The organism is Sphingomonas humi, assembly GCF_039536725.1.
Taxonomy (GTDB): Bacteria; Pseudomonadota; Alphaproteobacteria; order Sphingomonadales; family Sphingomonadaceae; genus Sphingomicrobium; species Sphingomicrobium humi.
On sequence record NZ_BAAAZD010000001.1, the window covers coordinates 1033153 to 1052036 of the forward strand.

The 18884-nt window shown below is 66.2% G+C and carries 21 protein-coding genes; 10 read left to right on the forward strand and 11 right to left on the reverse strand.

Annotated features, from left to right (window positions below):
- Positions 1-7 precede the first annotated feature (7 nt).
- The 3 genes from ABD729_RS05060 to ABD729_RS05070 form a co-directional block, all read right to left on the reverse strand.
- Positions 8-787: an SDR family NAD(P)-dependent oxidoreductase gene (locus ABD729_RS05060; protein WP_344709068.1), complete on the reverse strand. Its 780-nt coding sequence runs from the start codon at positions 785-787 to the stop codon at positions 8-10.
- A 3-nt stretch (positions 788-790) separates the two neighbouring features.
- Positions 791-1567, reverse strand: a complete 777-nt coding sequence (locus ABD729_RS05065) for an SDR family oxidoreductase (protein ID WP_344709069.1) — start codon at positions 1565-1567, stop codon at positions 791-793.
- Between the two features lie 90 nt (positions 1568-1657).
- Positions 1658-2914 (reverse strand): acyl-CoA dehydrogenase family protein, encoded by a 1257-nt coding sequence (locus ABD729_RS05070; RefSeq protein ID WP_344709070.1) that lies wholly within the window; start codon positions 2912-2914, stop codon positions 1658-1660.
- A gap of 97 nt (positions 2915-3011) precedes the next feature.
- Between ABD729_RS05070 and ABD729_RS05075 the strand changes: the two genes are divergently transcribed.
- From ABD729_RS05075 to ABD729_RS05105, 7 genes are all read left to right on the forward strand, one after another.
- A complete protein-coding gene (locus ABD729_RS05075; protein WP_344709071.1) occupies positions 3012-3572 on the forward strand; it encodes a hypothetical protein in 561 nt (186 codons plus the stop codon).
- 46 nt (positions 3573-3618) lie between these two features.
- Positions 3619-4776, forward strand: a complete 1158-nt coding sequence (locus ABD729_RS05080) for an acyl-CoA dehydrogenase family protein (protein WP_344709072.1) — start codon at positions 3619-3621, stop codon at positions 4774-4776.
- A gap of 110 nt (positions 4777-4886) precedes the next feature.
- Positions 4887-6011, forward strand: coding sequence for an acyl-CoA dehydrogenase family protein (locus tag ABD729_RS05085; RefSeq protein ID WP_344709074.1), 1125 nt, complete (start codon positions 4887-4889; stop codon positions 6009-6011).
- A 68-nt stretch (positions 6012-6079) separates the two neighbouring features.
- Positions 6080-6277 (forward strand): (2Fe-2S)-binding protein, encoded by a 198-nt coding sequence (locus ABD729_RS05090; protein WP_344709075.1) that lies wholly within the window; start codon positions 6080-6082, stop codon positions 6275-6277.
- A 73-nt stretch (positions 6278-6350) separates the two neighbouring features.
- The gene (bfr, locus tag ABD729_RS05095) at positions 6351-6833 is read left to right on the forward strand and encodes a bacterioferritin (protein ID WP_344709076.1); all 483 of its coding nucleotides are present in this window, start codon (positions 6351-6353) and stop codon (positions 6831-6833) included.
- A 77-nt stretch (positions 6834-6910) separates the two neighbouring features.
- Positions 6911-7237, forward strand: a complete 327-nt coding sequence (locus tag ABD729_RS05100; RefSeq protein WP_344709077.1) for a hypothetical protein — start codon at positions 6911-6913, stop codon at positions 7235-7237.
- A gap of 24 nt (positions 7238-7261) precedes the next feature.
- A complete protein-coding gene (locus tag ABD729_RS05105; RefSeq protein WP_344709078.1) occupies positions 7262-8509 on the forward strand; it encodes a DUF418 domain-containing protein in 1248 nt (415 codons plus the stop codon).
- 3 nt (positions 8510-8512) lie between these two features.
- Here ABD729_RS05105 and ABD729_RS05110 read toward each other — a convergent pair whose 3' ends face one another.
- The 6 genes from ABD729_RS05110 to ABD729_RS05135 all read right to left on the reverse strand — a co-directional run bounded on the left by ABD729_RS05110 (position 8513) and on the right by ABD729_RS05135 (position 13891).
- A complete protein-coding gene (locus ABD729_RS05110) occupies positions 8513-8950 on the reverse strand; it encodes an Hpt domain-containing protein (protein WP_344709079.1) in 438 nt (145 codons plus the stop codon).
- A 57-nt stretch (positions 8951-9007) separates the two neighbouring features.
- Positions 9008-10372, reverse strand: a complete 1365-nt coding sequence (gene der / locus ABD729_RS05115) for a ribosome biogenesis GTPase Der (protein ID WP_344709080.1) — start codon at positions 10370-10372, stop codon at positions 9008-9010.
- 53 nt (positions 10373-10425) lie between these two features.
- Positions 10426-11745 (reverse strand): PQQ-like beta-propeller repeat protein, encoded by a 1320-nt coding sequence (locus ABD729_RS05120; protein WP_344709081.1) that lies wholly within the window; start codon positions 11743-11745, stop codon positions 10426-10428.
- Positions 11746-11761: 16 nt separating this feature from the next.
- Positions 11762-12475 carry a tetratricopeptide repeat protein gene (locus ABD729_RS05125; protein ID WP_344709082.1) on the reverse strand — a complete coding sequence of 238 codons (714 nt, stop codon included), beginning with the start codon at positions 12473-12475 and terminating at the stop codon, positions 11762-11764.
- 100 nt (positions 12476-12575) lie between these two features.
- Complete coding sequence (gene panB / locus ABD729_RS05130) at positions 12576-13457, reverse strand: 3-methyl-2-oxobutanoate hydroxymethyltransferase (RefSeq protein ID WP_344709083.1); 882 nt, start codon at positions 13455-13457, stop codon at positions 12576-12578.
- Positions 13454-13891: a hypothetical protein gene (locus ABD729_RS05135; RefSeq protein WP_344709084.1), complete on the reverse strand. Its 438-nt coding sequence runs from the start codon at positions 13889-13891 to the stop codon at positions 13454-13456. Before ABD729_RS05135 ends, panB begins: the two co-directional genes overlap by 4 nt.
- Positions 13892-14003: 112 nt before the next feature.
- On the opposite strand from ABD729_RS05135, the gene ABD729_RS05140 reads away from it, so the two are divergent.
- On the forward strand, positions 14004-14285 hold the full coding sequence (locus tag ABD729_RS05140) for a protein usg (protein WP_344709085.1): 282 nt from the start codon (positions 14004-14006) through the stop codon (positions 14283-14285).
- On the opposite strand, the gene ABD729_RS05145 is transcribed toward ABD729_RS05140, so the two are convergent.
- Complete coding sequence (locus ABD729_RS05145; RefSeq protein WP_344709086.1) at positions 14278-15468, reverse strand: MFS transporter; 1191 nt, start codon at positions 15466-15468, stop codon at positions 14278-14280. The genes ABD729_RS05140 and ABD729_RS05145 overlap by 8 nt on opposite strands.
- A 6-nt stretch (positions 15469-15474) precedes the next feature.
- A complete protein-coding gene (locus ABD729_RS05150; RefSeq protein WP_344709087.1) occupies positions 15475-15708 on the reverse strand; it encodes a plasmid stabilization protein in 234 nt (77 codons plus the stop codon).
- A gap of 79 nt (positions 15709-15787) precedes the next feature.
- Between ABD729_RS05150 and typA the strand changes: the two genes are divergently transcribed.
- Complete coding sequence (typA, locus tag ABD729_RS05155) at positions 15788-17620, forward strand: translational GTPase TypA (RefSeq protein WP_344709088.1); 1833 nt, start codon at positions 15788-15790, stop codon at positions 17618-17620.
- A gap of 459 nt (positions 17621-18079) precedes the next feature.
- The gene (locus ABD729_RS05160) at positions 18080-18778 is read left to right on the forward strand and encodes a cell wall hydrolase (RefSeq protein ID WP_344709089.1); all 699 of its coding nucleotides are present in this window, start codon (positions 18080-18082) and stop codon (positions 18776-18778) included.
- Positions 18779-18884 lie beyond the last annotated feature (106 nt).

Genomic DNA, 18884 nt, shown 5'->3' on the forward strand with positions numbered 1-18884 from the left:
CGGCGAGCTAGATGGCGGTGCGGCCATACTCCTGCCGGTTGAACGGATGCGAGCTCGACAGGCCGCCGTCGACGACGAGGGCATGGCCATTGACGTAGCTGCTTTCGTCCGACGCCAGGAACAGCGCGGCCTGGGCGATCTCGTCCGGCACGCCGCCGCGGCGCAGCGGGTTGAGGTGGCCGAGGCGGTCCTCCTGCCCCTTGGCCCGCGCCCGTTCGTAGACGAATTCGGTCATCCCGGTTTCGATCAGGCCCGGGCAGATCGCATTCACCCGGACGTTCGACCCAGCCAACTGCTGCGCGGCGGTCTTGACCAGGCTGATCACGCCCGCCTTGCTCGCGCTGTAGGCCGGCCCGCCGGCGCCCGACCGCAGACCCGCGACGCTGGCGGTGCAGATGATCGACCCGCCGCCCTGCTCCTTGATCAGGGGGGCGGCATGCTTGATCGCCAGGAAGGGGCCGATCAGGTTGATCCGCAGGATCTCCTGCCAGTCCTCGACCGACTGGTTGAAGATCGAGGCGAGCCCGCCCGACACGCCGGCATTGGCGAAGAAGCCGTGCAGAGCGCCATGCTGCCGCTTGGCCATCTCGACCAGCCGGACGACATCCTCTTCGCGCCCGGCGTCGGCCTGGTGCTGCGCGCCCTTGAGGTCGGCCGCGATGACCGTCGCGCCATGCGCCAGGAACAGATCCGCGCTCGCCTTGCCGATGCCGGAACCGGCGCCGGTGACGATGATGACCTTGCCTTCAAGGCGCGGGTGATGGCGATGTTCGGGCTCGACGCTCACGGGTCAGAAACCCGCGCCGATGGTGCTTCCGCCATCGACGACGAGGGTCTGGCCGGTGACGAAGCTGCCCGCCTCGCTCGCCAGGAACAGCGCCGCCCCGGCGATCTCGCGCGGTTCGCCGATGCGGCGCATCGCCGACACCTTGGTCACCTTGGCGAGAATGTCGGGATTTTCCCACAGCGCCTTGGCGAAATCGGTCCGTACCAGCCCCGGGGCGATCGCATTGACCCGGACGTTAGACTCGCCGAACTCGACCGCGAGGTTGCGCACCAGCTGGAGGTCGGCGGCCTTGGAGATGTTGTAGGGGCCGATCACGGTCGAACTGGTCAGCCCACCGACGCTCGACACGATGATGATCGAGCCCGCCTTGCGCTCGACCATGCCGGGCGCGACGAAGCTGGTCAGCCAGTGATTGGACAGGACATTGTTGTCCATGATCTTGCGAAATTGCTCGTCGCTGATTCCGCCCATCGGCCCGAAATAGGGGTTGGAGGCGGCGTTGCAGACGAGGATGTCGACCTGCCCGAACTCGGCGACGGTGCGATCGACCAGTTCGCGCAGCGCTTCCTTGTCGGAGATGGACGCGGCGATCGCCAGCGCCTTTCCGGCGCCGCGGGCATTGATGGCGGCGGCGACTTCCTCGCAGGCGTCCTGCTTGCGACTGGAAATGACGACATTGGCCCCGTGCGCCGCCATCTCCTCGGCGATCGCGCGACCAATCCCGCGCGAGGAACCAGTGACGATGGCGGTCTTGCCGGTCAGGTCGAAAAGATTGCTCATTCTTGAACTCCGTTCGCCCTGAGCGAAGTCGAAGGGCCTTGGCGTAAACGTGCTTCGACTTCGCTCAGCACGAACGAGATGGGAGTGGGTTCACGGTACCATCGGATCGATCGGCGGGAACTTGCCATATTCGATCATCGCGATGCTGCGGTTGTGGACCTCGTCCGGCCCGTCGGCGAGGCGCAAGGTGCGGATTCCGGCCCAGCTGTGCGCAAGGCTGGTGTCCTGGCTGACGCCCATGCCGCCGTGCGCCTGGATCGCATCGTCGATGATCTGCAGCGCCATCCGCGGCGCCTTGACCTTGATCATCGCGATCTCGGCCTTGGCCGCCTTGTTGCCGGCCTTGTCCATCAGGTCGGCGGCCTTGAGGCAGAGGAGGCGGGTGCAGTCGATCTCGATCCGGGCTTCGGCGACGCGCTGTTCCCACACGCTCTGCTCGCTGATCTTCTTGCCGAAGGCGGTGCGCGACTGGAGGCGCCGGACCATCAGTTCGAGCGCTTCTTCGGCGGCGCCGATGGTCCGCATGCAATGGTGGATGCGGCCCGGCCCGAGGCGCCCTTGCGCGATCTCGAACCCGCGGCCCTCGCCGAGCAGCAAATTCTCCGCCGGGATCCGCACGTCCTTGAGTTCGATCTCCATGTGCCCGTGCGGCGCATCATCATAGCCGTAGACGGTAAGCGCCCGTTCGACGGTGATCCCGGCCGCGTCCATCGGCATCAGCACCATCGACTGCTGCGCGTGGCGGCGGGCTTCGGGGTCGGTCTTGCCCATCACGATCGCCACCTTGCAGCGCGGATCGCCGGCGCCGCTCGACCACCATTTGCGGCCGTTGATGACGTAATGATCGCCGTCACGGCGGATTTCGCACTGGATGTTGGTCGCGTCCGAACTCGCCACGGCGGGCTCGGTCATCAGGAAGGCCGAGCGGATCTCGCCGCGCATCAGGGGGCTGAGCCACTGGTCCTTCTGCGCGCGCGTGCCGTAGCGGTGCAGCACTTCCATGTTGCCGGTGTCGGGCGCCGAGCAGTTGAACACTTCGCTCGCAAAGCCGACCCGGCCCATTTCCTCCGCGCACAGCGCATATTCGAGGTTTGTGAGCTGCTCGCCTTCGAACGGGAAGCTTTCGTCGACATGGCGCAGCGCCCCGCCCGGCGGCATGAACAGGTTCCACAGGCCCTCGGCCTTGGCCTTGGCCTTCAAGGGTTCGAGGCGTTCCAGATGATGCCAGCGATCGCCCGAGTTGAGCTCGGCGGCGAGCTCCGGGACGGCCGGCCGGACATCGCGCTCGATGAAGGCGCGAACCCGGTCGCGGAAGTGGGCTTGGCGGTCGGTGAGGTCGAAGTCCATGACGCCCCTTACGGTCTGATGTTCGCTCCGCTGTTGCAGAAAGCCGCGCAGGGGGAAAGGGAGGAACTGGCCTTCCGTCGGTCCGTTCGTGGCAGTCATGAAACGCCTGATCCTGCTCTCCAGCCTTCTGCTCGCCGCCTGCTCCGCTCAGCCCGACCAGTCCGCAAACAAGATGATCGTGGTGGGAGAGGAACCGGCGGCGCCGCCGGAGAATGCGCCGGCGATGCCGCCCACCACGCCACCACGTCCCGCGGCGAACGTGGCCGTGCCGGACCGAGAGATCGTCAGCGAAGGCCCGATCGATCCCAAGAGCGCGCAAGGGGCGGGGCAGGTGGTCCAGACCTACTTCGCCCTCGTCGAGGCCAAGAAGTTCGCCGAAGCGAAGAAGCTGTGGGGCTCTGCCGCAAGCCTCGCCCCCGATCTCTCGGCTTTCCGCGAATATCATGCGGAGGTCTACAAGCCCGGCGACACCGAAGGCGCGGCCGGATCGATCTATGTCACCGTGCCGGTCAAGGCCTATGGCGAGACCACCAAGGGCGAGAAGTTCGAGGAGCCGCAGGTCGTCACCCTGCGCCGGGTCAACGACGTCGATGGCTCCACTGCCGAGCAGCGCCGCTGGCACATCGCGAAGATCGATACCCCTCCACCGACGCATTGACGGCTCCCGGCGCTTGTCGCATCGACGGCGGCGAGGAGATAAGGTCATGACCGATCTGGAAAGTTTCCGCCGCGATACGCGCGCCTGGCTCGAGGCGAACTGCCCGCCTGAAATGCGCACGCCGATGCGCTCCGAAGACGATGCCTGCTGGGGCGGCCGCAACTTCACCTTCCAGTCCGAAGCGCAGGAACGCTGGATGCGGGTCATGGGCGAGAAGGGCTGGACCGTGCCCGACTGGCCGGCGGCCTATGGCGGCGGCGGCCTTTCGCCGGCCGAGCTCAAGGTCCTGCGCGAAGAGATGAAGGCGATCGGCGCGCGCAGTCCGCTGTCGAGCTTCGGCATCTCGATGCTCGGGCCGGCGCTCCTCAAGTACGGCACCGAGGAACAGAAGAAGCGCTTCCTGCCCGAGATCGCGCGCGGAGAGATCCGCTGGTGCCAGGGCTATTCGGAACCCGGCGCCGGGTCCGACCTCGCCGGCCTCCAGACCCGGTGCGAAGACATGGGCGACCATTGGCTGGTCAATGGCCAGAAGGTCTGGACCAGCTATGCCGACAAGGCCGACTGGATCTTCTGCCTCGTCCGCACCTCGACCGAGACCAAGCATGGCGGCATCAGCTTCCTGCTGTTCGACATGGAATCGGAAGGCGTCTCGACCAAGCCGATCCTGCTGATCAGCGGCTATTCGCCGTTCTGCGAGACCTTTTTTGACAATGTGAAGGTGCCCAAGGACCAGATCGTCGGCGAAGTGAACAAGGGCTGGGACGTCGCCAAATATCTCCTCGGCCACGAGCGCGAGATGATCAGCGGCATGGGCCTCGGCTCGGGCTCGTCGCAGACCCTGGCGCAGACCTTCGGCGAGATCGATGATCCCGTGCTCGCCGCCGAAGTCGCCCTGTTTGATGTCGATGCCATCGCCTTTGCCGCGATGAGCGAGCATTTCATCGACCAGCTGAAGGCCGGCGAAGCGCATCCCGCCATGCCGAGCATGATGAAATATGCCGGGACCGAGCTGAACAAGAAGCGCCACGAGCTGATCATGGCCGCTGGTGGCTCCAACGCGCTCGAATGGGACAGCGAGCGGTCGCGCGGCGGCAAGGCGGCGCGCGAATGGCTGCGGACCAAGGCCAATTCGATCGAGGGTGGCACCAGCGAGGTGCAGCTTGGCATCGTCGCCAAGCACATCCTGCGGCTGCCGGGGGCCTGAACTAGCAAGGGCGAAAAGGGGTCGTTCGCCGTGAGCGAAGTCGAAGGGCCCCGCGAAACATTGCCAAACGTCCTTCGACTTCGCTCAGGACGAACGAGAGTTTTGAAACGATGATCCTCACCGACGACCAGCGCCAGCTTGCCGACATGACCCGCACCTTCATGGGCGAAGAGGGCACCATCAAGAAGCAGCTCCGCCACTGGCGCGACATCGGCTGCAAGGATGGGTTCGGCCATGGGCTGTGGAAGCAGATGGCCGAACTCGGCCTGACCGGTCTCGCGATCCCGGAAGAGGACGGTGGCCTGGGCCTCGGCGCGACGGAGGCGGCGCTGGTGATGGAGGAAATCGGCCGTAACCTGACGCCCTCGCCCTTCCTCACCACCTCGGTAGTGGCCGTCGAGGCGCTTAAGGGCAGCGAGCAGGGCAAGCGCTGGTTTCCGGGCATCCTGTCGGGCGACACGGTCGCGGCCTTTGCGGTCGACGAGGGGCCGCACCACCGCCCGCGGCAGATCGCGCTTGTGGCGAAGCGCTCGGGCAATGGCTTTTCGCTGTCGGGCGCCAAGCAGTTCGTGGTCCACGGTGCCTCGGCCGACCTCCTGATCGTCGCCGCCCGCACGGGTGGTTCGGCGGGTGAAAGCGATGGGCTGACCCTGTTCGCCGTCCCGCGCGATGCTGCCGGGATGGAGATCGAGAACGTCGCGCTTGCCGATTCCAGCAAGGCCGCGCGGATCGCCTTCAACAATGTCGAAGTCGATGCCGATGCGGTGATCGGTGAGGTCGATGGAGGCTGGGAGCCGCTGCGCCGCGCGATGCGGGCCGGCCGTACCGGCGCCGCGGCCGAAATGGTGGGCCTCGCGTCCGGTGCTTCGGCGATGACGGTCGATTACCTCAAGCAGCGCAAGCAGTTCGGGAAACTGATCGGCGAATTCCAGGTCCTGCAGCACCGCGCCGCACACCTTTTCGGAGAAATCGAGATCGCCCGCGCCGCGACCTTCAAGGCCGCCGAACTGCTCGACCGGAATGACGAAAAGGCTGGGATCATGACCCATGTCGCCAAGGCCAAGGCCGGCCGAGTCTCCGCGCTCGCGGTGCAGGAGGCGGTGCAGATGCACGGCGGCATCGGCATGACCGACGAACATGACATCGGGCTCTACATGAAGCGCGAAAAGGTGCTCGATGCCCTGTTCGGGGATGCCAGCTACCACGCCCGGATGGTGCAGGTGATGGGCCGCTAAGGGGCGCGTCCACCGGGCCAACGCGAAAGTAGTTGCGAACGCTTCGCATTACCATTAGCAAGATGTGCATGATCGTCTGCTGTTGCAACGCGATTCGCGAAACCGAGGTGCGGGAAGCCGCGCGCACCGGCGCCTGCTCGGTCGGTCAGGCCTATGCCCGCAAGGGCTGCAAGGTGAAGTGCGGCAGCTGCCTTCCCTTCGCCCGCGCGATCATCGCCGAGGAAGTCGCGGCGCTTGCCGCCAATCCGGCCAAGGTCGCCGCCTGACCCAATATTGCGAACGACTCGTGCGAGTCGTTAGCGCTTCGTCCCGCCGCTCGGCTTTGATAAAGGCGCATCCATGAAGGGCGATCCCAAGGTCATCGAGCTGCTCAACGAAGCGCTCAAGGCGGAATTGACCGCCATCAACCAATATTGGTTGCACTATCGGCTGCTCGACAATTGGGGCGTGCACAAGCTCGCCGCCTACGAGAAGCATGAGTCGATCGACGAGATGAAGCATGCCGACCGCTTCGCGGAACGCATCCTCTTCCTCGAAGGCCTGCCCAACTTCCAGGCGCTCGGTCGGCTGCGGATCGGCGAGAATGTCGAGGAGATCCTCAAGGCCGACCTCGAGGCCGAATATGAAGCCGCCAAGATGTACCGCGAAGCCGCCGCTTACTGCGACGAGATCCGCGACTATGTCAGCCGCGACCTGTTCACCGAGGTGCTGCGCGACGAGGAAGGGCATATCGACTTCCTCGAAACCCAATTCGAGATGATCGCCCGCATGGGCCTTCAGAATTACGTCCAGCTCAACTCGAACGCCGCGGAAGCGCACTGAGCCAGGCCGGCTATTCCGGCCGGCCGCTCTCCGCCAAGCTCGGCTACAAGCCGGGCACGAGGGTGTGGTTCGACGACATGCCGGACTCGGTCCTGGCCGAGCTTGAGGGCCTCGACCTCAGGATCCTTGCTGCGCCCGAATCGGGCCTGCCCGCCGCCCACCTGTTCGTAACCGAGCGTGAGGCGATGGAGACCAAGCTGGCGAGGCTCCGCCACCTTATCGACCCAGCGGGCTTCGTGTGGATAAGCTGGCCCAAGAAGGCGTCGCGCGTCCCGACCGACATTACCGAGGACGTCATCCGCGCCGCCATCCTGCCCTCGACCGACTGGGTCGACGTCAAGGTCTGCGCGATCGATACCGTCTGGTCGGGGCTCAAGCTTGTGATCCGCAAGCACGCGCGATAGCTTCCCCGCCGGGGGATAGAAAAGATGGCCGACACACGCATCGAAAGCCTGGACGTCATCCGGGGGGTCGCCGTCATGGGCATCTTCTCGGTCAACGTGATCGCCTTCGCGATGATCGAGGCCGCCTACTTCAACCCCGGCGCCTATGGCGGGCACACCGGCGCGGACCTTGCGCTGTGGGCGGTCAACATGATCCTGATCGACGGCAAGATGCGCAGCCTGTTCTCGATGCTGTTCGGGGCGTCGATGCTGCTGGTCATCGAACGGGCCGAAGCGAGCGGACAGTCGGGGGCGTCGGTCCACGTGCGCCGGATGCTGGTCCTGCTGCTGTTCGGCCTCGCGCATTTCTACTTCATCTGGTTCGGCGACATCCTCGCGGGCTACGCGATGGTCGGGCTGATCGCCTTCCTGTTCCGGCGTCGCTCGCCCCGGGCACTGGCCGTGCTCGGAAGCTTGTTCATCCTGGTCAGCATGGTCCAGTTCGCCGGCCTCGCCTGGCACATGGCGGAACTCGACAAGGCCGCGCACGCGGTCGGGGCGACGGGCGCCCAGATCAGGGACTGGAACGAGTTCGGGGAGATGTTCTTCCCCGGCGCGGACACGATCGCCAAGGATGCCGCCGTCCACGCGAGCTTTCTCGGCCGCCTCAGTTACATGCTGGTGGAGCGCGGGGCCGAGCCGTTCGTCAACTTTCTCGCCTTCGCCCCCGAAACGCTGGGCCTCATGCTGATCGGCATGGCCGGCTACAAGAGCGGCTTCCTGACCGGGCAGTGGGCGCTGGAACGCTATCGCCGCATTGCCTTCTGGGGCCTGCTCATCGGCGGCATCGCGTCGGCGCTGGTCGTGGTGGTCGATGTCCAGAGCCGTTTCTACGCGCCCGCTCTGTTCGCTGCCTTCTTCGCTGCCGCTGCGCCCTTCCGGGTGCTGATGGCGCTTGGCTATGCAGCCCTCATCATCATCCTCTCGCGCGGCATGGGCCCGCTTGCCCAGCGGGTAGCGGCGACCGGCCGCTGCGCGTTCAGCAACTACCTTGGCACCAGCATCATCGCTGCGGGCATCTTCTACGGCTGGGGTCTCGGGCTCTACGGCGACCTGTCACGCTGGCAGGCGTGGGCCGTCGCGGTCCCGCTGGTCTGGGTAGTGATGCTTGCCTGGTCCAAGCCCTGGCTCGAGCATTTTTCCTACGGCCCGCTCGAATGGCTGTGGCGCAGCCTGTCCCGCGGCGAGCTTCAGCCGATGCGGCGCCCTCGCTTGAGCGCCGCCGCAGCCTGATTTCTAAATTCGTCCGAAACCCTGGTTGGCGGCCCGGCGTCCGAAGGCGCCGCCGGGTCCTGCGCGGCTGCGCAAGGGGTTGGTAGCCTCGTCGAACAGCTGGATGGTCTCGTCGAACAGCTTGCGCAGCCGCACCACGTCGGCGACCAGCTCGTCGGGGAAGCGGCGGGTTTCGATGCACAGCCGCCCGGTCGATTCGATCAGCTCGGCGACCTTGGCCAGCGGCTCGGCACCGAACTGGCGCGCTTCGCCCTTGATGGTGTGGGCCGGCATCACCAGTCCGACCGTATTCTGCTCGCGCATCGCCTGCTCGATCGCGGCGACCGACTTGATGCCGTCTTCGCGGAAATAGGACAGGATGCGGATGAAGCCGGGACCCAGCTCCGCCCGCGCCTTTTCGAAATGCGCCCAGTCCACAACGTCGGCGCTACCCTCAATCACCCATTCACCCCTTACTCTGCTTCGCGCCGATCTTAGGGGCGAGGAGTAAAGGCGAGGTTATTTTTGGTCGAACGGGTTCTTGGGCGCGCGCAGGGTCATGCGCAGCGGAACCGCCCCAAGATCGAATTGCTTGCGCAGCGAATTGAGCAGGTAGCGGCGATAGCTTTCGGGCAACTGGTCGACCCTGGTCCCGAACACGACGAAAGTCGGCGGCCTGGTCTTGATCTGGGTGATGTAGCGCAGCTTGATACGCCGTCCGCCCGGCGCCGGCGGCGGGTTCTGCTCGACCGCGCCCTCGAACCAGCGATTGAGCTCGCCCGTGGACACGCGCCGGTTCCAGCCCTCGCGCAAGGTGAAGGCGGCACCGATCAGCTGGTCGATACCCTTGCCGGTGACGGCGGAGACGGTCAGCACCGGAACGCCCTTCAGCTGGCTGAGGCCTTCCTCCAGCGCGGCCTTGATCCCGTTGAACAGCGAGGAAGCGTGTTCGGCCACGTCCCACTTGTTCACAGCGACCACCAGCGCGCGACCTTCCTCGATCACGGCGCTGGCGATCTTGAGGTCCTGCACCTCGAGCCCGCGGGTCGCGTCGAGCAGCAGGACAACCACTTCGGCCATGTCGATTGCGCGCCGGGTGTCCTGCGCCGACAGCCATTCCAGTTTGTCGTCGACCTTGGCGCGCTTGCGCAGGCCTGCGGTGTCGACCAACTTCACCTTGCGAGTTTCGCCCGCAGGGTCGGTCCATTCCCAGTCGGTACTGATCGAATCGCGAGTGATCCCGGCTTCGGGCCCGGTGATCATCCGGTCCTCGCCCAGCATCCTGTTGACCAGCGTCGACTTGCCCGCATTGGGGCGGCCGACAATCGCGAGGTGAAGCGGCCGCGCCGGATCCTCATGGTCTAGTTCGGGCTCTTCCTCGACCTCGCGCTCGACATGCGGGCGAAGCGATTCGAACAGGTCGACCAGGCCCTCGCCATGCTCCGCCGACAGCGCGATGGGCTCGCCAAAGCCGAGCGAAAAGGCTTCCAGCCGGCCGCTCTCACCCTGCCGGCCTTCGGCCTTGTTGGCGGCGACGATGACGGGCGTGTCCTCCTGCCGAAGCCAGCGGGCGATCTCCTCGTCGAGCGGGGTGACGCCCTCGCGCGCGTCGATCAGGAACAGCGCCGCATCGGCTTCGCGCACGGCAGCTTCGGTCGACCGGCGCATCCGGCCGGGAAGGCTGGCGGGATCCTCGTCCTCGAAACCGGCGGTATCCATCACCTGGAACTCGAGCCCAAGCAGCTGGCCGTCGCCGACCCGCCGGTCGCGGGTCACGCCGGGGCGGTCGTCGACCAGCGCGATCCGCTTGCCGACAAGACGGTTGAAAAGCGTGGACTTGCCCACGTTCGGGCGCCCGACGATGGCGACGATGGGTTGGGGCATGGCGCGCGCCCTAGCCCAAGACCTTCGTCAATGCGAGCCGCCGCTGATGCGCCCTAGCGGTAGGCGTGCAGTCGGCCCTTGTCGTCCAGCACGTAAAGGGTGTTGTTCGCCACCACCGGCGGCTGGCTGACCGGTGCACCGATGTTGGTCTGGCTCTGGAAGGCGCCGGTCGCGGGATCGATGTTGACCATCACGCCATTCTCGCCCGCCAGAATCAGCCGCCCACCGGCGAGCACCGGCCCGACATAGCTGATCGGCCCCCGCTTGGCCTTCGGCTTCTCGAACTCGGGCAGCTGGTTGATCCAGCGAATCTTGCCGGTGCTGCGGGCGATCGCCATCACCTTGGCATCGTCGGTCACCGTGAACACCCAGTCGCCAGCGACCCACGGCGTGGCGATGCCGGCGAGGTTGAGCTCCCAGATCCGCTGTCCGGTGATGAGGTCGAGCGCGACCATCCGCCCGCCCTGGCCGAGTGCGAAGACCTGGCCGTTGTCGATCACCGGGGAGGCGTCGATGTCGCTCAAGGTAGCAACGCTGGTCGAAATGGACGTCCGCGACAGCGCGTCCTGCCACACCGCTCGGCCGTTCTCGAAGCGATAGGCGTTGAGTTCGCCGCTCGAGAAGCCGGCCACCACCGTGCCACGGTCGAAGGCCGGGGCGCCAGTGCCGAACACGCCCGCGATCTCGACCGCCGCGGTCGCCGACCAGTTGGTCGTGCCGTCCGCCGTCTTGAGGCTGTAGAGCTGGTTGTCCTGGCTCATCACGTAGAGCGTGTCGCCGACCACCGTCGGGGCGCCGCGCAACGGGCCGCCGGGGCGCTTCTGCCAGACTTCGGCGCCATTGGCGGTGCTGAGCGCCGCGACGAAGCCGAGGCCGTTGGTCGCGAACACCTTGTCGCCTTCGACCGCGACTCCGCCGCCGAACAGCGAGGCATTGTTGCCGCGCTCGGTCCCGAACTGGACGGCCCAGCGCAGCCCGCCGGTCGCCGCGTCGAAGGCGCGAACGGTGGCGCTGGTGTCGATGGTGTAGACATTGCCGCCGGCAACCACCGGCGGGGCCGCAAGCCGCGCGTCGACCGAGGTGCCCTGGCCGATCGAGACGTTCCAGCTCTCCGACAGGGTGGTCGGAAGCGCCGGGTGCCCGGCCGACTTGGACGGCGTTCCGCCCGGCTGGTTCCAGGCCTCGTTCACGGCCGGGGCCGGGAGGGTGAAGGGAAGGGCGGCGGTGGCGCTATCGACCTGCACGTCCGGGTCGGTCGACAGCACGGAAACACGGTCCCCGACCACCGGGGTCTTGGGGCGCGACTTGCCGATGGCGCCGCAGCCGGAAAGCAGTGCGGCGGCGACGGTCAGGGCGGTGACTTGGCGGATCATGTTTATGGATCAGTCCTCAGCGAGCCGCAGGCGCGGGCGGAACGGCTGCAGGCGCAGCCGGGATGGAAAGGGTCGAAGCCAGCTGCTCGGCGCGGCCGCGGATGGGGGCGGGAACGTCCTTGGCAGCGGCGATACTGGCCAGCAGCACGCCGGCTTCGCGGCGACGATTGGCCTTGATCATCGCCAGCGCGGTCAATTCACCGGCCGAACCGTACCAGGCGCTGTCCTTGACCGCGAGCGGCTGGAGGCGATCGATCACCTGCTGCGGCTGGAGGCTGTCGAATTCGAGCTGGGTCAGGCGAATGGTCGCCGTGTCGCGCACGGCCTGGGGCACGTCACCATCGTCCATGACCTGCCGATACTGGGCGATGGCCGCGGCCCGGTCGCTCTTCTGAAGCGCGACGGCCGCGCTGGTCAGGCGCGCCGCGCCCGACAGGCTGCCGGTGCTGTCCTTGGCCAGCGCATCGAGCCGCTGGTCGATGTCGGTGCCGGTCTTGCCGGTGCCGACGTCGGTCAGGATGGCGGCGAACTGCTCGCTTCCTTCCGCGGCCCTTTCCGCCTGCTGGTTCTTCCAGAACAGATAGGCCCCGACCGCGATCAGCAGCAGGATCGCGGCAGCGGCGAACCACTTGCCGTAGCGCTTGAAGACGGCCTCCGCCTGGTCGCGGCGCAGATTCTCGTCGACCTCACGGATAAAGGTTTCACTGGTTTCGCCGGGCGCAAGTGCCAAGACAGTCCTCGTTTCGGTGCAATGAACCGCTCACTTGCCGAGGGCTGATGAACGGGAGCTTGAATTGGCCGCGCTCCTTAACGGCTTTCGATTGGAGCGACTAGGCCTTGGGCCGGTAGGTCTGGTCGGACGTCGGAAAGCTGCGCGTGCGCACCTCGTCCGCATAGGTCGCAACCGCCTCGCCGATACGGCCCGCAAGATCGTCATAGCGTTTGACGAAACGCGGCGTGCGCTCGAACAGGCCGAGCATGTCCTCGGTCACCAGAATCTGTCCATCGCACTGCGGCGATGCGCCAATACCGATGGTCGGGATCGGCACCGCACGGGTGATTTCCTCGGCAAGGCTTTCCATCACGCCTTCGAGCACCACCGCAAAGGCGCCGGCATCCGCCACCGCCCTGGCATCGCCGAGGATCTTGGCTGCTTCGGCTTCGCTCCGCCCGCGCGCACCGTAGCCGCCCAGTGCATTCACCGCCTGAGGGGTGAGGCCGACATGGGCGAATACGGGAATGCCGCGTTCGGTAAGGAAGCGGACCGTCGGGGCCATCGCCTCACCGCCTTCCAGCTTTACCGCCGCGCAGCCGGTTTCCTTCATCACCCGTGCCGCGCTCGCAAAGGCCTGTTCGGGGCTTGCCTCATAGCTTCCGAACGGCATGTCGACGGCGACCAGCGCATGCCAGCTGCCGCGCACCACCGCGGCGCCATGCGCGCACATCATCTCCATTGTCACCGGCACGGTCGACGGCAGGCCGTAGATCACCTGGCCCAGGCTGTCGCCGACCAGCAGGAGGTCGCAATGCGGGTCGAGCAGCTGCGCGTTCCGCATCGTATAGGCGGTCAGCATGACCAGCGGCTGTTCGGTCACGAACCGGTCGCCATCGGCCTTCTTGCGGCCTTTCAGCGCCGGCACGGTCATGCGCTTGCCGGGCACCGGCGACGGCGTCGCCCGGCTGGTCGCGGTATCGAGGGTGTAGGTGCTCAACGAAGAATGCCCTTTGCCGCAGCACTGCGCGCGAACAGGAAGGTGAGCAGGCACAGCACGATGACGGTTGCCGCGGCATAGCCGTTGGCGGGGGTCGCAAGCGCCTTTACCGCCGGCACGGTCACGAAGGGAAGGAAGGTCCCGATCGCGCAGAGCAGCGAGACCAGCAGCACCGGCACCGCCCACCGGCGGCGCATGAGAAGCAGGACCGCCCCGGCCAGCCCGCTCCAAACCGCAATCGCATAGACCGGGATCTGCCATTTAGGCATCGCCGCCATCAGCATCTGCTGGTCCGGCGGCGCGGCAACAGGGTTGGCCAGAACGGTCGCAAGATACCCGCCGCATCCCACCAGCTCGAATGCGAGCACTGCCACTGCACCGATCCAGTAGGCGCCCGATGCCGGCCGTCCCGAATGCATCGCCATGTCAGCCATAGGTCGATCCCCCTGATTGAAATCCTCACCTGCATAGCGCGCCCGCTTGACGCTGGGAACGGAAACGCAACTGTTTGCGTGGATGCTGTGACCATCGATACGGAGAGGAGCAATGACCAAGGGCCTCGTCACCCCCGATCTCGAACTCCAGCTGCAGGGCTACGGCCTGAGCCTGGTCGAAGTGCATTATTACATGCCCGACCATCCAAGCCTGCTGCAGCTCTTGTCCTTCCAGCAATATGATGTCGCGCCGCGCTATCCCGCGCTGCACCACTTTCTTGACCATTGGCGGCGGGAGATAGAGGCGACGCTGCATTCGATCCGCCTCAATCACCGGCAGCTGATCGCCGCCGGCGAATGGCGCAATGTCGCGACGGAGTGGGTGATCAATTAGCCCGCGAACGATCGGGCAGCAGCCAGAGCATCATTCCGGCCCCGATCGCGACCGCTGCGCTGGCGACGAAAGTCGCGCTCGATCCGTCGCGGTCCCACAACAGGCCCGCGCCAAGGCTCGCCAGTAACAGCCCGACGCCGGTCGCGACGTTGAACAGCCCGAAGGCGGTAGCGCGCAGGTGTGGCGGCGCGACGTCGGCCAGCAGCTTGGCGAACAGCCCTTGCGTCAGTGCCATGTGCGCGCCCCACAGCGCCACGCCGACCACCACCCCGGCGAGCCCGCTGCTCATCGCCAGCACGCCATTTCCGACCACCAGCAGCGCTATCCCTGCGGTGAGGATCAGCCGCGGATCGCGCCGGTCGCCGAGTGCCCCTGCCGGATAGCTCAGCAGCACATAGGAAAGGTTGAACACCACCAGTATCAGCGGCGCAGTGGCAAGGCTCAAGCCCGCATCCGCGCCCTTCAGGACCAGGAAGCTTTCGGAAAAGCGGGCCAGCGTGAACAGGAAGGCGACCAGGATCACCCGTCGGCAATCCTTGTCGACGTCGCGAAAGCTTTGCAGCAGCGCGGGCGCCTTTGCCGGGGTGCCAAGCGGCCGTTCGGGCTCGCGCAGGAACAGGATGATGATCGCGACCGACACGAAGGCGGGAATCACCGCAATCCAGAAGATGCTTCGGATATCGCCCGCCAACCAGATCATCAGGCCCGCGGCCGCCAGCGGCGCAAGCAACGCGCCGACCGTGTCGAGGCTTTGCCGCAACCCGTAGGCCGCGCCGCGCTGGTCGGGCGGTGTCTCGTCGGCGATCAGCGCGTCACGCGGGCTCCCGCGCAGGCCCTTGGCGGTGCGATCGACCAGCCGCGCGCCAAGCACTGTCAGCGGCGTTCCGGCGAGCGCGAACAGCGGCTTGGTGATCGCCGCCATGCCGTAACCGGCGAGGATCCAGGGCTTGCGCTTCTGCTGCCGGTCGCTGAGCCGTCCGCCGGCCAGCTTGGCGAAGCTTGCGGTCGCTTCGGCCACCCCGTCGATCGCCCCCAGCATCGCAACGCTCGCGCCGAGCGTGACGGTCACGAACAGGGGCAACAGCGCATGGATGATCTCGCTCGACAGATCCATGAACAGGCTGACGAAACCGAGGACCCAGACCGAGCGGGGGAGGGCCTTGCGCCCGGAGCTGTTATTCACCCAAGGCTACTTAGCGGCACGCTTTCGCCGTGTCTCCCAGCCCTTTTTGGCCGCTTCCGAGCGGCTGCGCGCGCGGCCCGAACCGCTGTCCTTGCCGCCGCCATCCTGCTTGTTGACTGTCGCCCAGGCGATCCGCTCGGCTTCCTTGGCCGGCCGGCCCTGCTTTTCGTAGCCCTGCTCGATATCGCGCGCCTTGCGGCGTTGCTTGTCGGTGTAAGCGCCCTTGTCTCCTTGCGGCATGGCATTTCTCCTCCTTGCCATTGCTGCAACGCACCAAATCCGGTAAGGGCGCCGCAACTTTTCCCAAGGACATCGCTAAATGACCCTCCGCAACGTGGCGATCATCGCCCACGTCGATCATGGCAAGACGACCCTCGTCGACCAGCTCTTCCGCCAGTCCGGCACCTTCCGCGACAACCAGCGCGTCGAAGAGCGCGCAATGGATTCGAACGACCTCGAAAAAGAGCGCGGGATTACCATCCTGGCCAAGTGCACCTCGGTCGAATGGGACGATGGCAAGGGCACCGCGACCCGCATCAACATCGTCGACACCCCGGGCCACGCCGACTTCGGCGCCGAGGTGGAGCGCATCCTCTCGATGGTCGATGGCGTGATCCTGCTGGTCGACGCCGCTGAAGGCCCGATGCCGCAGACCAAGTTCGTTACCGGCAAGGCGCTCGGCCTTGGCCTCAAGCCGATCGTCGTCGTCAACAAGATCGACCGTCCCGATGGCCGCCCGGCCGAAGTCCTCGACGAAGTGTTCGAGCTGTTCCTCAGCCTCGACGCCAATGACGAGCAGCTCGATTTCCCGGTGCTCTATGCGTCGGGCCGCAATGGCTATGCCGGCCGCGAGGACACGGTCCGCGACGGCGACCTCACCCCGCTGTTCGAAACCATCGTCAGCCACATTCCCGAGCCCGGCCTGCCGGTCCACGGCGAATTCCAGATGCTGGCGACGCTGCTCGACCGCGATCCGTTCCTCGGCCGCATCCTGACCGGCCGCGTCGAATCCGGCACGCTTCACATCAACCAGCCGATCCGCGCCATCGACGTACACGGCGCCAAGGTCGAGGAAGGCCGCGCGACCAAGATCTTCGCTTTCCACGGTCTGGAACGCGTGCCGGTCGAGCAGGCACAGGCGGGCGACATCATCGCCATCGCCGGCCTGATGAACGCGACCGTCTCCAACACCATTGCCGCCCCGGCGGTCACCACCCCGATCAAGGCCCGTCCGATCGATCCGCCGACGCTCGCTATGAGCTTTGCGGTGAACGACAGCCCCTATGCGGGCCGCGACGGCGACAAGGTGCAGAGCCGCGTCATCCGCGAGCGTCTGGAGCGCGAGGCGGAAACCAACGTCGCCATCCGCGTCACCATCGCCCACGACAACGACAGCTACGAAGTCGCCGGCCGCGGCGAACTCCAGCTCGGCGTGCTCATCGAGACCCTCCGCCGCGAAGGCTTCGAGCTGTCGATCAGCCGTCCGCGCGTGCTGTTCCAGGATGGCCCCAACGGCCGCGAGGAGCCGTATGAAACCGTCGTCATCGACGTCGACGACGAATATAGCGGCACGGTCGTCGAGAAGATGAGCCTCCGCAAGGCCGAGATGACCGACATGCGGCCGTCCGGCGCCGGCAAGACCCGCCTGACCTTCAGCGCCCCGTCGCGCGGCCTGATCGGCTATCACGGCGAATTCCTGTCGGACACCCGCGGCACCGGTATCATGAACCGCCTGTTCGAGAAGTACGGCCCCTACAAGGGCCAGATCACCGGCCGCCAGAACGGCGTCCTCATCTCGATGGAGAAGGGCAAGGCGCAGGCCTATGCGCTGAACATGCTCGAAGAGCGCGGCATCATGTTCATTTCGCCCGGCGACGATCTCTACGAGGGCATGATCATCGGTGAGAACGCCAAGCCGCAGGACCTCGAGGTCAATCCCCTCAAGGCCAAGCAGCTGACCAACTTCCGCGCCAGCGGCAAAGACGAAGGCATCCGCCTCACGCCGCCGCGCCGGATGACGCTCGAGCAAGCGATCGCCTACATCCAGGACGACGAACTGGTCGAGGTGACGCCCAAGGTCATCCGCCTGCGCAAGCGCCACCTCGATCCGCACGAGCGCAAGCGCCAGAGCCGCAAGTCCGAAGCCGCGTAAGGCGAATCGGTACTCGATCCGCCCGACTGGGGTCCCAGCTTCCTGCTCGAAAGTGAGCGTTAGCGGGGCCCCGGCGAGGCCGACGATGACCATCGGCGACGATTACAGCGCAATCGCGAATTATCGCTCGGCTCGGTTCGACGTGCCCGCGGCTCGCTTCATCTAGCATATTCATTAAACGGCGGAACCGTTCCGCATTTCACCGCGCGACCTGTTCGCTTCACCCCTCATGGGGTTTCACTATTCTGCGCAGCCCGTATCTCCGCCTCAGCAATTGACGAGAGCGACCGGCAGCCCATCCGATGGGCACCCGGGGCAAGTCGGACGAGGGCTCCAGCCGCCGGCATCCGGGGAGGATGCGCTAGACAGCCAGGCGGCTGGACCCCTCGACCGCACAGGATAGAGAACGATTTGATCAAGCTTCTGGCGTTGGGCCGCGTGCCCGCGTGTCTGACATTTTTGTCGTTTGCCGCCCTGGCCGCTCCGGCCTCCGCGCAGCTCGCGACCCCAGCCGCAACGCCGGTCGCCATCACCGCCAGCAGCATTCCGGTCCAGGCGCCAGCCGCCGCCACTGCTACCCTGCAGGTCACGCCGACCCCGGCGGCCACCGTTCTCCAGCCGGTCGTACCCGGCCGCGCCGCCGTCCTTTCCTCGACACCGCGTCCCACCACCGGCCTGACCCCGCCGACCGGCACCGCCGACGTTCGTCCCGCCGTCACCCACGCGGGCCTGTGGCCAATGGTCTGGGCCAAGACGCAAGCAGTCGCTCCCGCCCTCACCGAACAGGAAGAGTGCATCGCGATCGCCGTCTATCATGAATCGCGCGGCGAGCCGCTCGACGGCCAGCTTGCCGTCGCCGAAGTGATCATGAACCGCGCCGCCTCGGGCCGTTATCCGGCCAGCTGGTGCGACGTGGTCAAGCAACCGTGGCAGTTCAGCTTCGTCAATCCGCGCACCGGCCACATGCCTTCGGTCGATCGCGCCAGCACCTCGTGGGCCTATGCCCAGGCGATCACCCGCATTGCGGTCGGCAATTTCGCCGATGCGCTGCCCGCCGACGTGCTGTGGTATCACGCCGATTATGTCGCGCCGAGCTGGGGCCGCCGCCTCGCCAAGGTCGAAAAGATCGGCGCCCATATCTTCTACCGCGCGGTCTGATTCGCTTAACGCGAGTGACGTCATGGCGTCTCGTCGGCGTTAATCCTTCCATTCGCCGATAATCCGCTCACCAGCGGATTCGCGTTCTTGTCATGCCCTGCAACCC

Excerpts from the sequence above, each read along its gene's own strand:
- ABD729_RS05065 (WP_344709069.1), bottom strand. The coding sequence starts at position 1,567 with ATGAGCAATCTTTTCGACCTGACCGGCAAGACCGCCATCGTCACTGGT.
- ABD729_RS05070 (WP_344709070.1), bottom strand. The coding sequence starts at position 2,914 with ATGGACTTCGACCTCACCGACCGCCAAGCCCACTTCCGCGACCGGGTT.
- ABD729_RS05075 (WP_344709071.1), top strand. The coding sequence starts at position 3,012 with ATGAAACGCCTGATCCTGCTCTCCAGCCTTCTGCTCGCCGCCTGCTCC.
- ABD729_RS05080 (WP_344709072.1), top strand. The coding sequence starts at position 3,619 with ATGACCGATCTGGAAAGTTTCCGCCGCGATACGCGCGCCTGGCTCGAG.
- ABD729_RS05085 (WP_344709074.1), top strand. The coding sequence starts at position 4,887 with ATGATCCTCACCGACGACCAGCGCCAGCTTGCCGACATGACCCGCACC.
- ABD729_RS05090 (WP_344709075.1), top strand. The coding sequence starts at position 6,080 with ATGATCGTCTGCTGTTGCAACGCGATTCGCGAAACCGAGGTGCGGGAA.
- bfr (WP_344709076.1), top strand. The coding sequence starts at position 6,351 with ATGAAGGGCGATCCCAAGGTCATCGAGCTGCTCAACGAAGCGCTCAAG.
- ABD729_RS05100 (WP_344709077.1), top strand. The coding sequence starts at position 6,911 with ATGCCGGACTCGGTCCTGGCCGAGCTTGAGGGCCTCGACCTCAGGATC.
- ABD729_RS05105 (WP_344709078.1), top strand. The coding sequence starts at position 7,262 with ATGGCCGACACACGCATCGAAAGCCTGGACGTCATCCGGGGGGTCGCC.
- der (WP_344709080.1), bottom strand. The coding sequence starts at position 10,372 with ATGCCCCAACCCATCGTCGCCATCGTCGGGCGCCCGAACGTGGGCAAG.
- ABD729_RS05120 (WP_344709081.1), bottom strand. The coding sequence starts at position 11,745 with ATGATCCGCCAAGTCACCGCCCTGACCGTCGCCGCCGCACTGCTTTCC.
- ABD729_RS05135 (WP_344709084.1), bottom strand. The coding sequence starts at position 13,891 with ATGGCTGACATGGCGATGCATTCGGGACGGCCGGCATCGGGCGCCTAC.
- ABD729_RS05140 (WP_344709085.1), top strand. The coding sequence starts at position 14,004 with ATGACCAAGGGCCTCGTCACCCCCGATCTCGAACTCCAGCTGCAGGGC.
- ABD729_RS05150 (WP_344709087.1), bottom strand. The coding sequence starts at position 15,708 with ATGCCGCAAGGAGACAAGGGCGCTTACACCGACAAGCAACGCCGCAAG.
- typA (WP_344709088.1), top strand. The coding sequence starts at position 15,788 with ATGACCCTCCGCAACGTGGCGATCATCGCCCACGTCGATCATGGCAAG.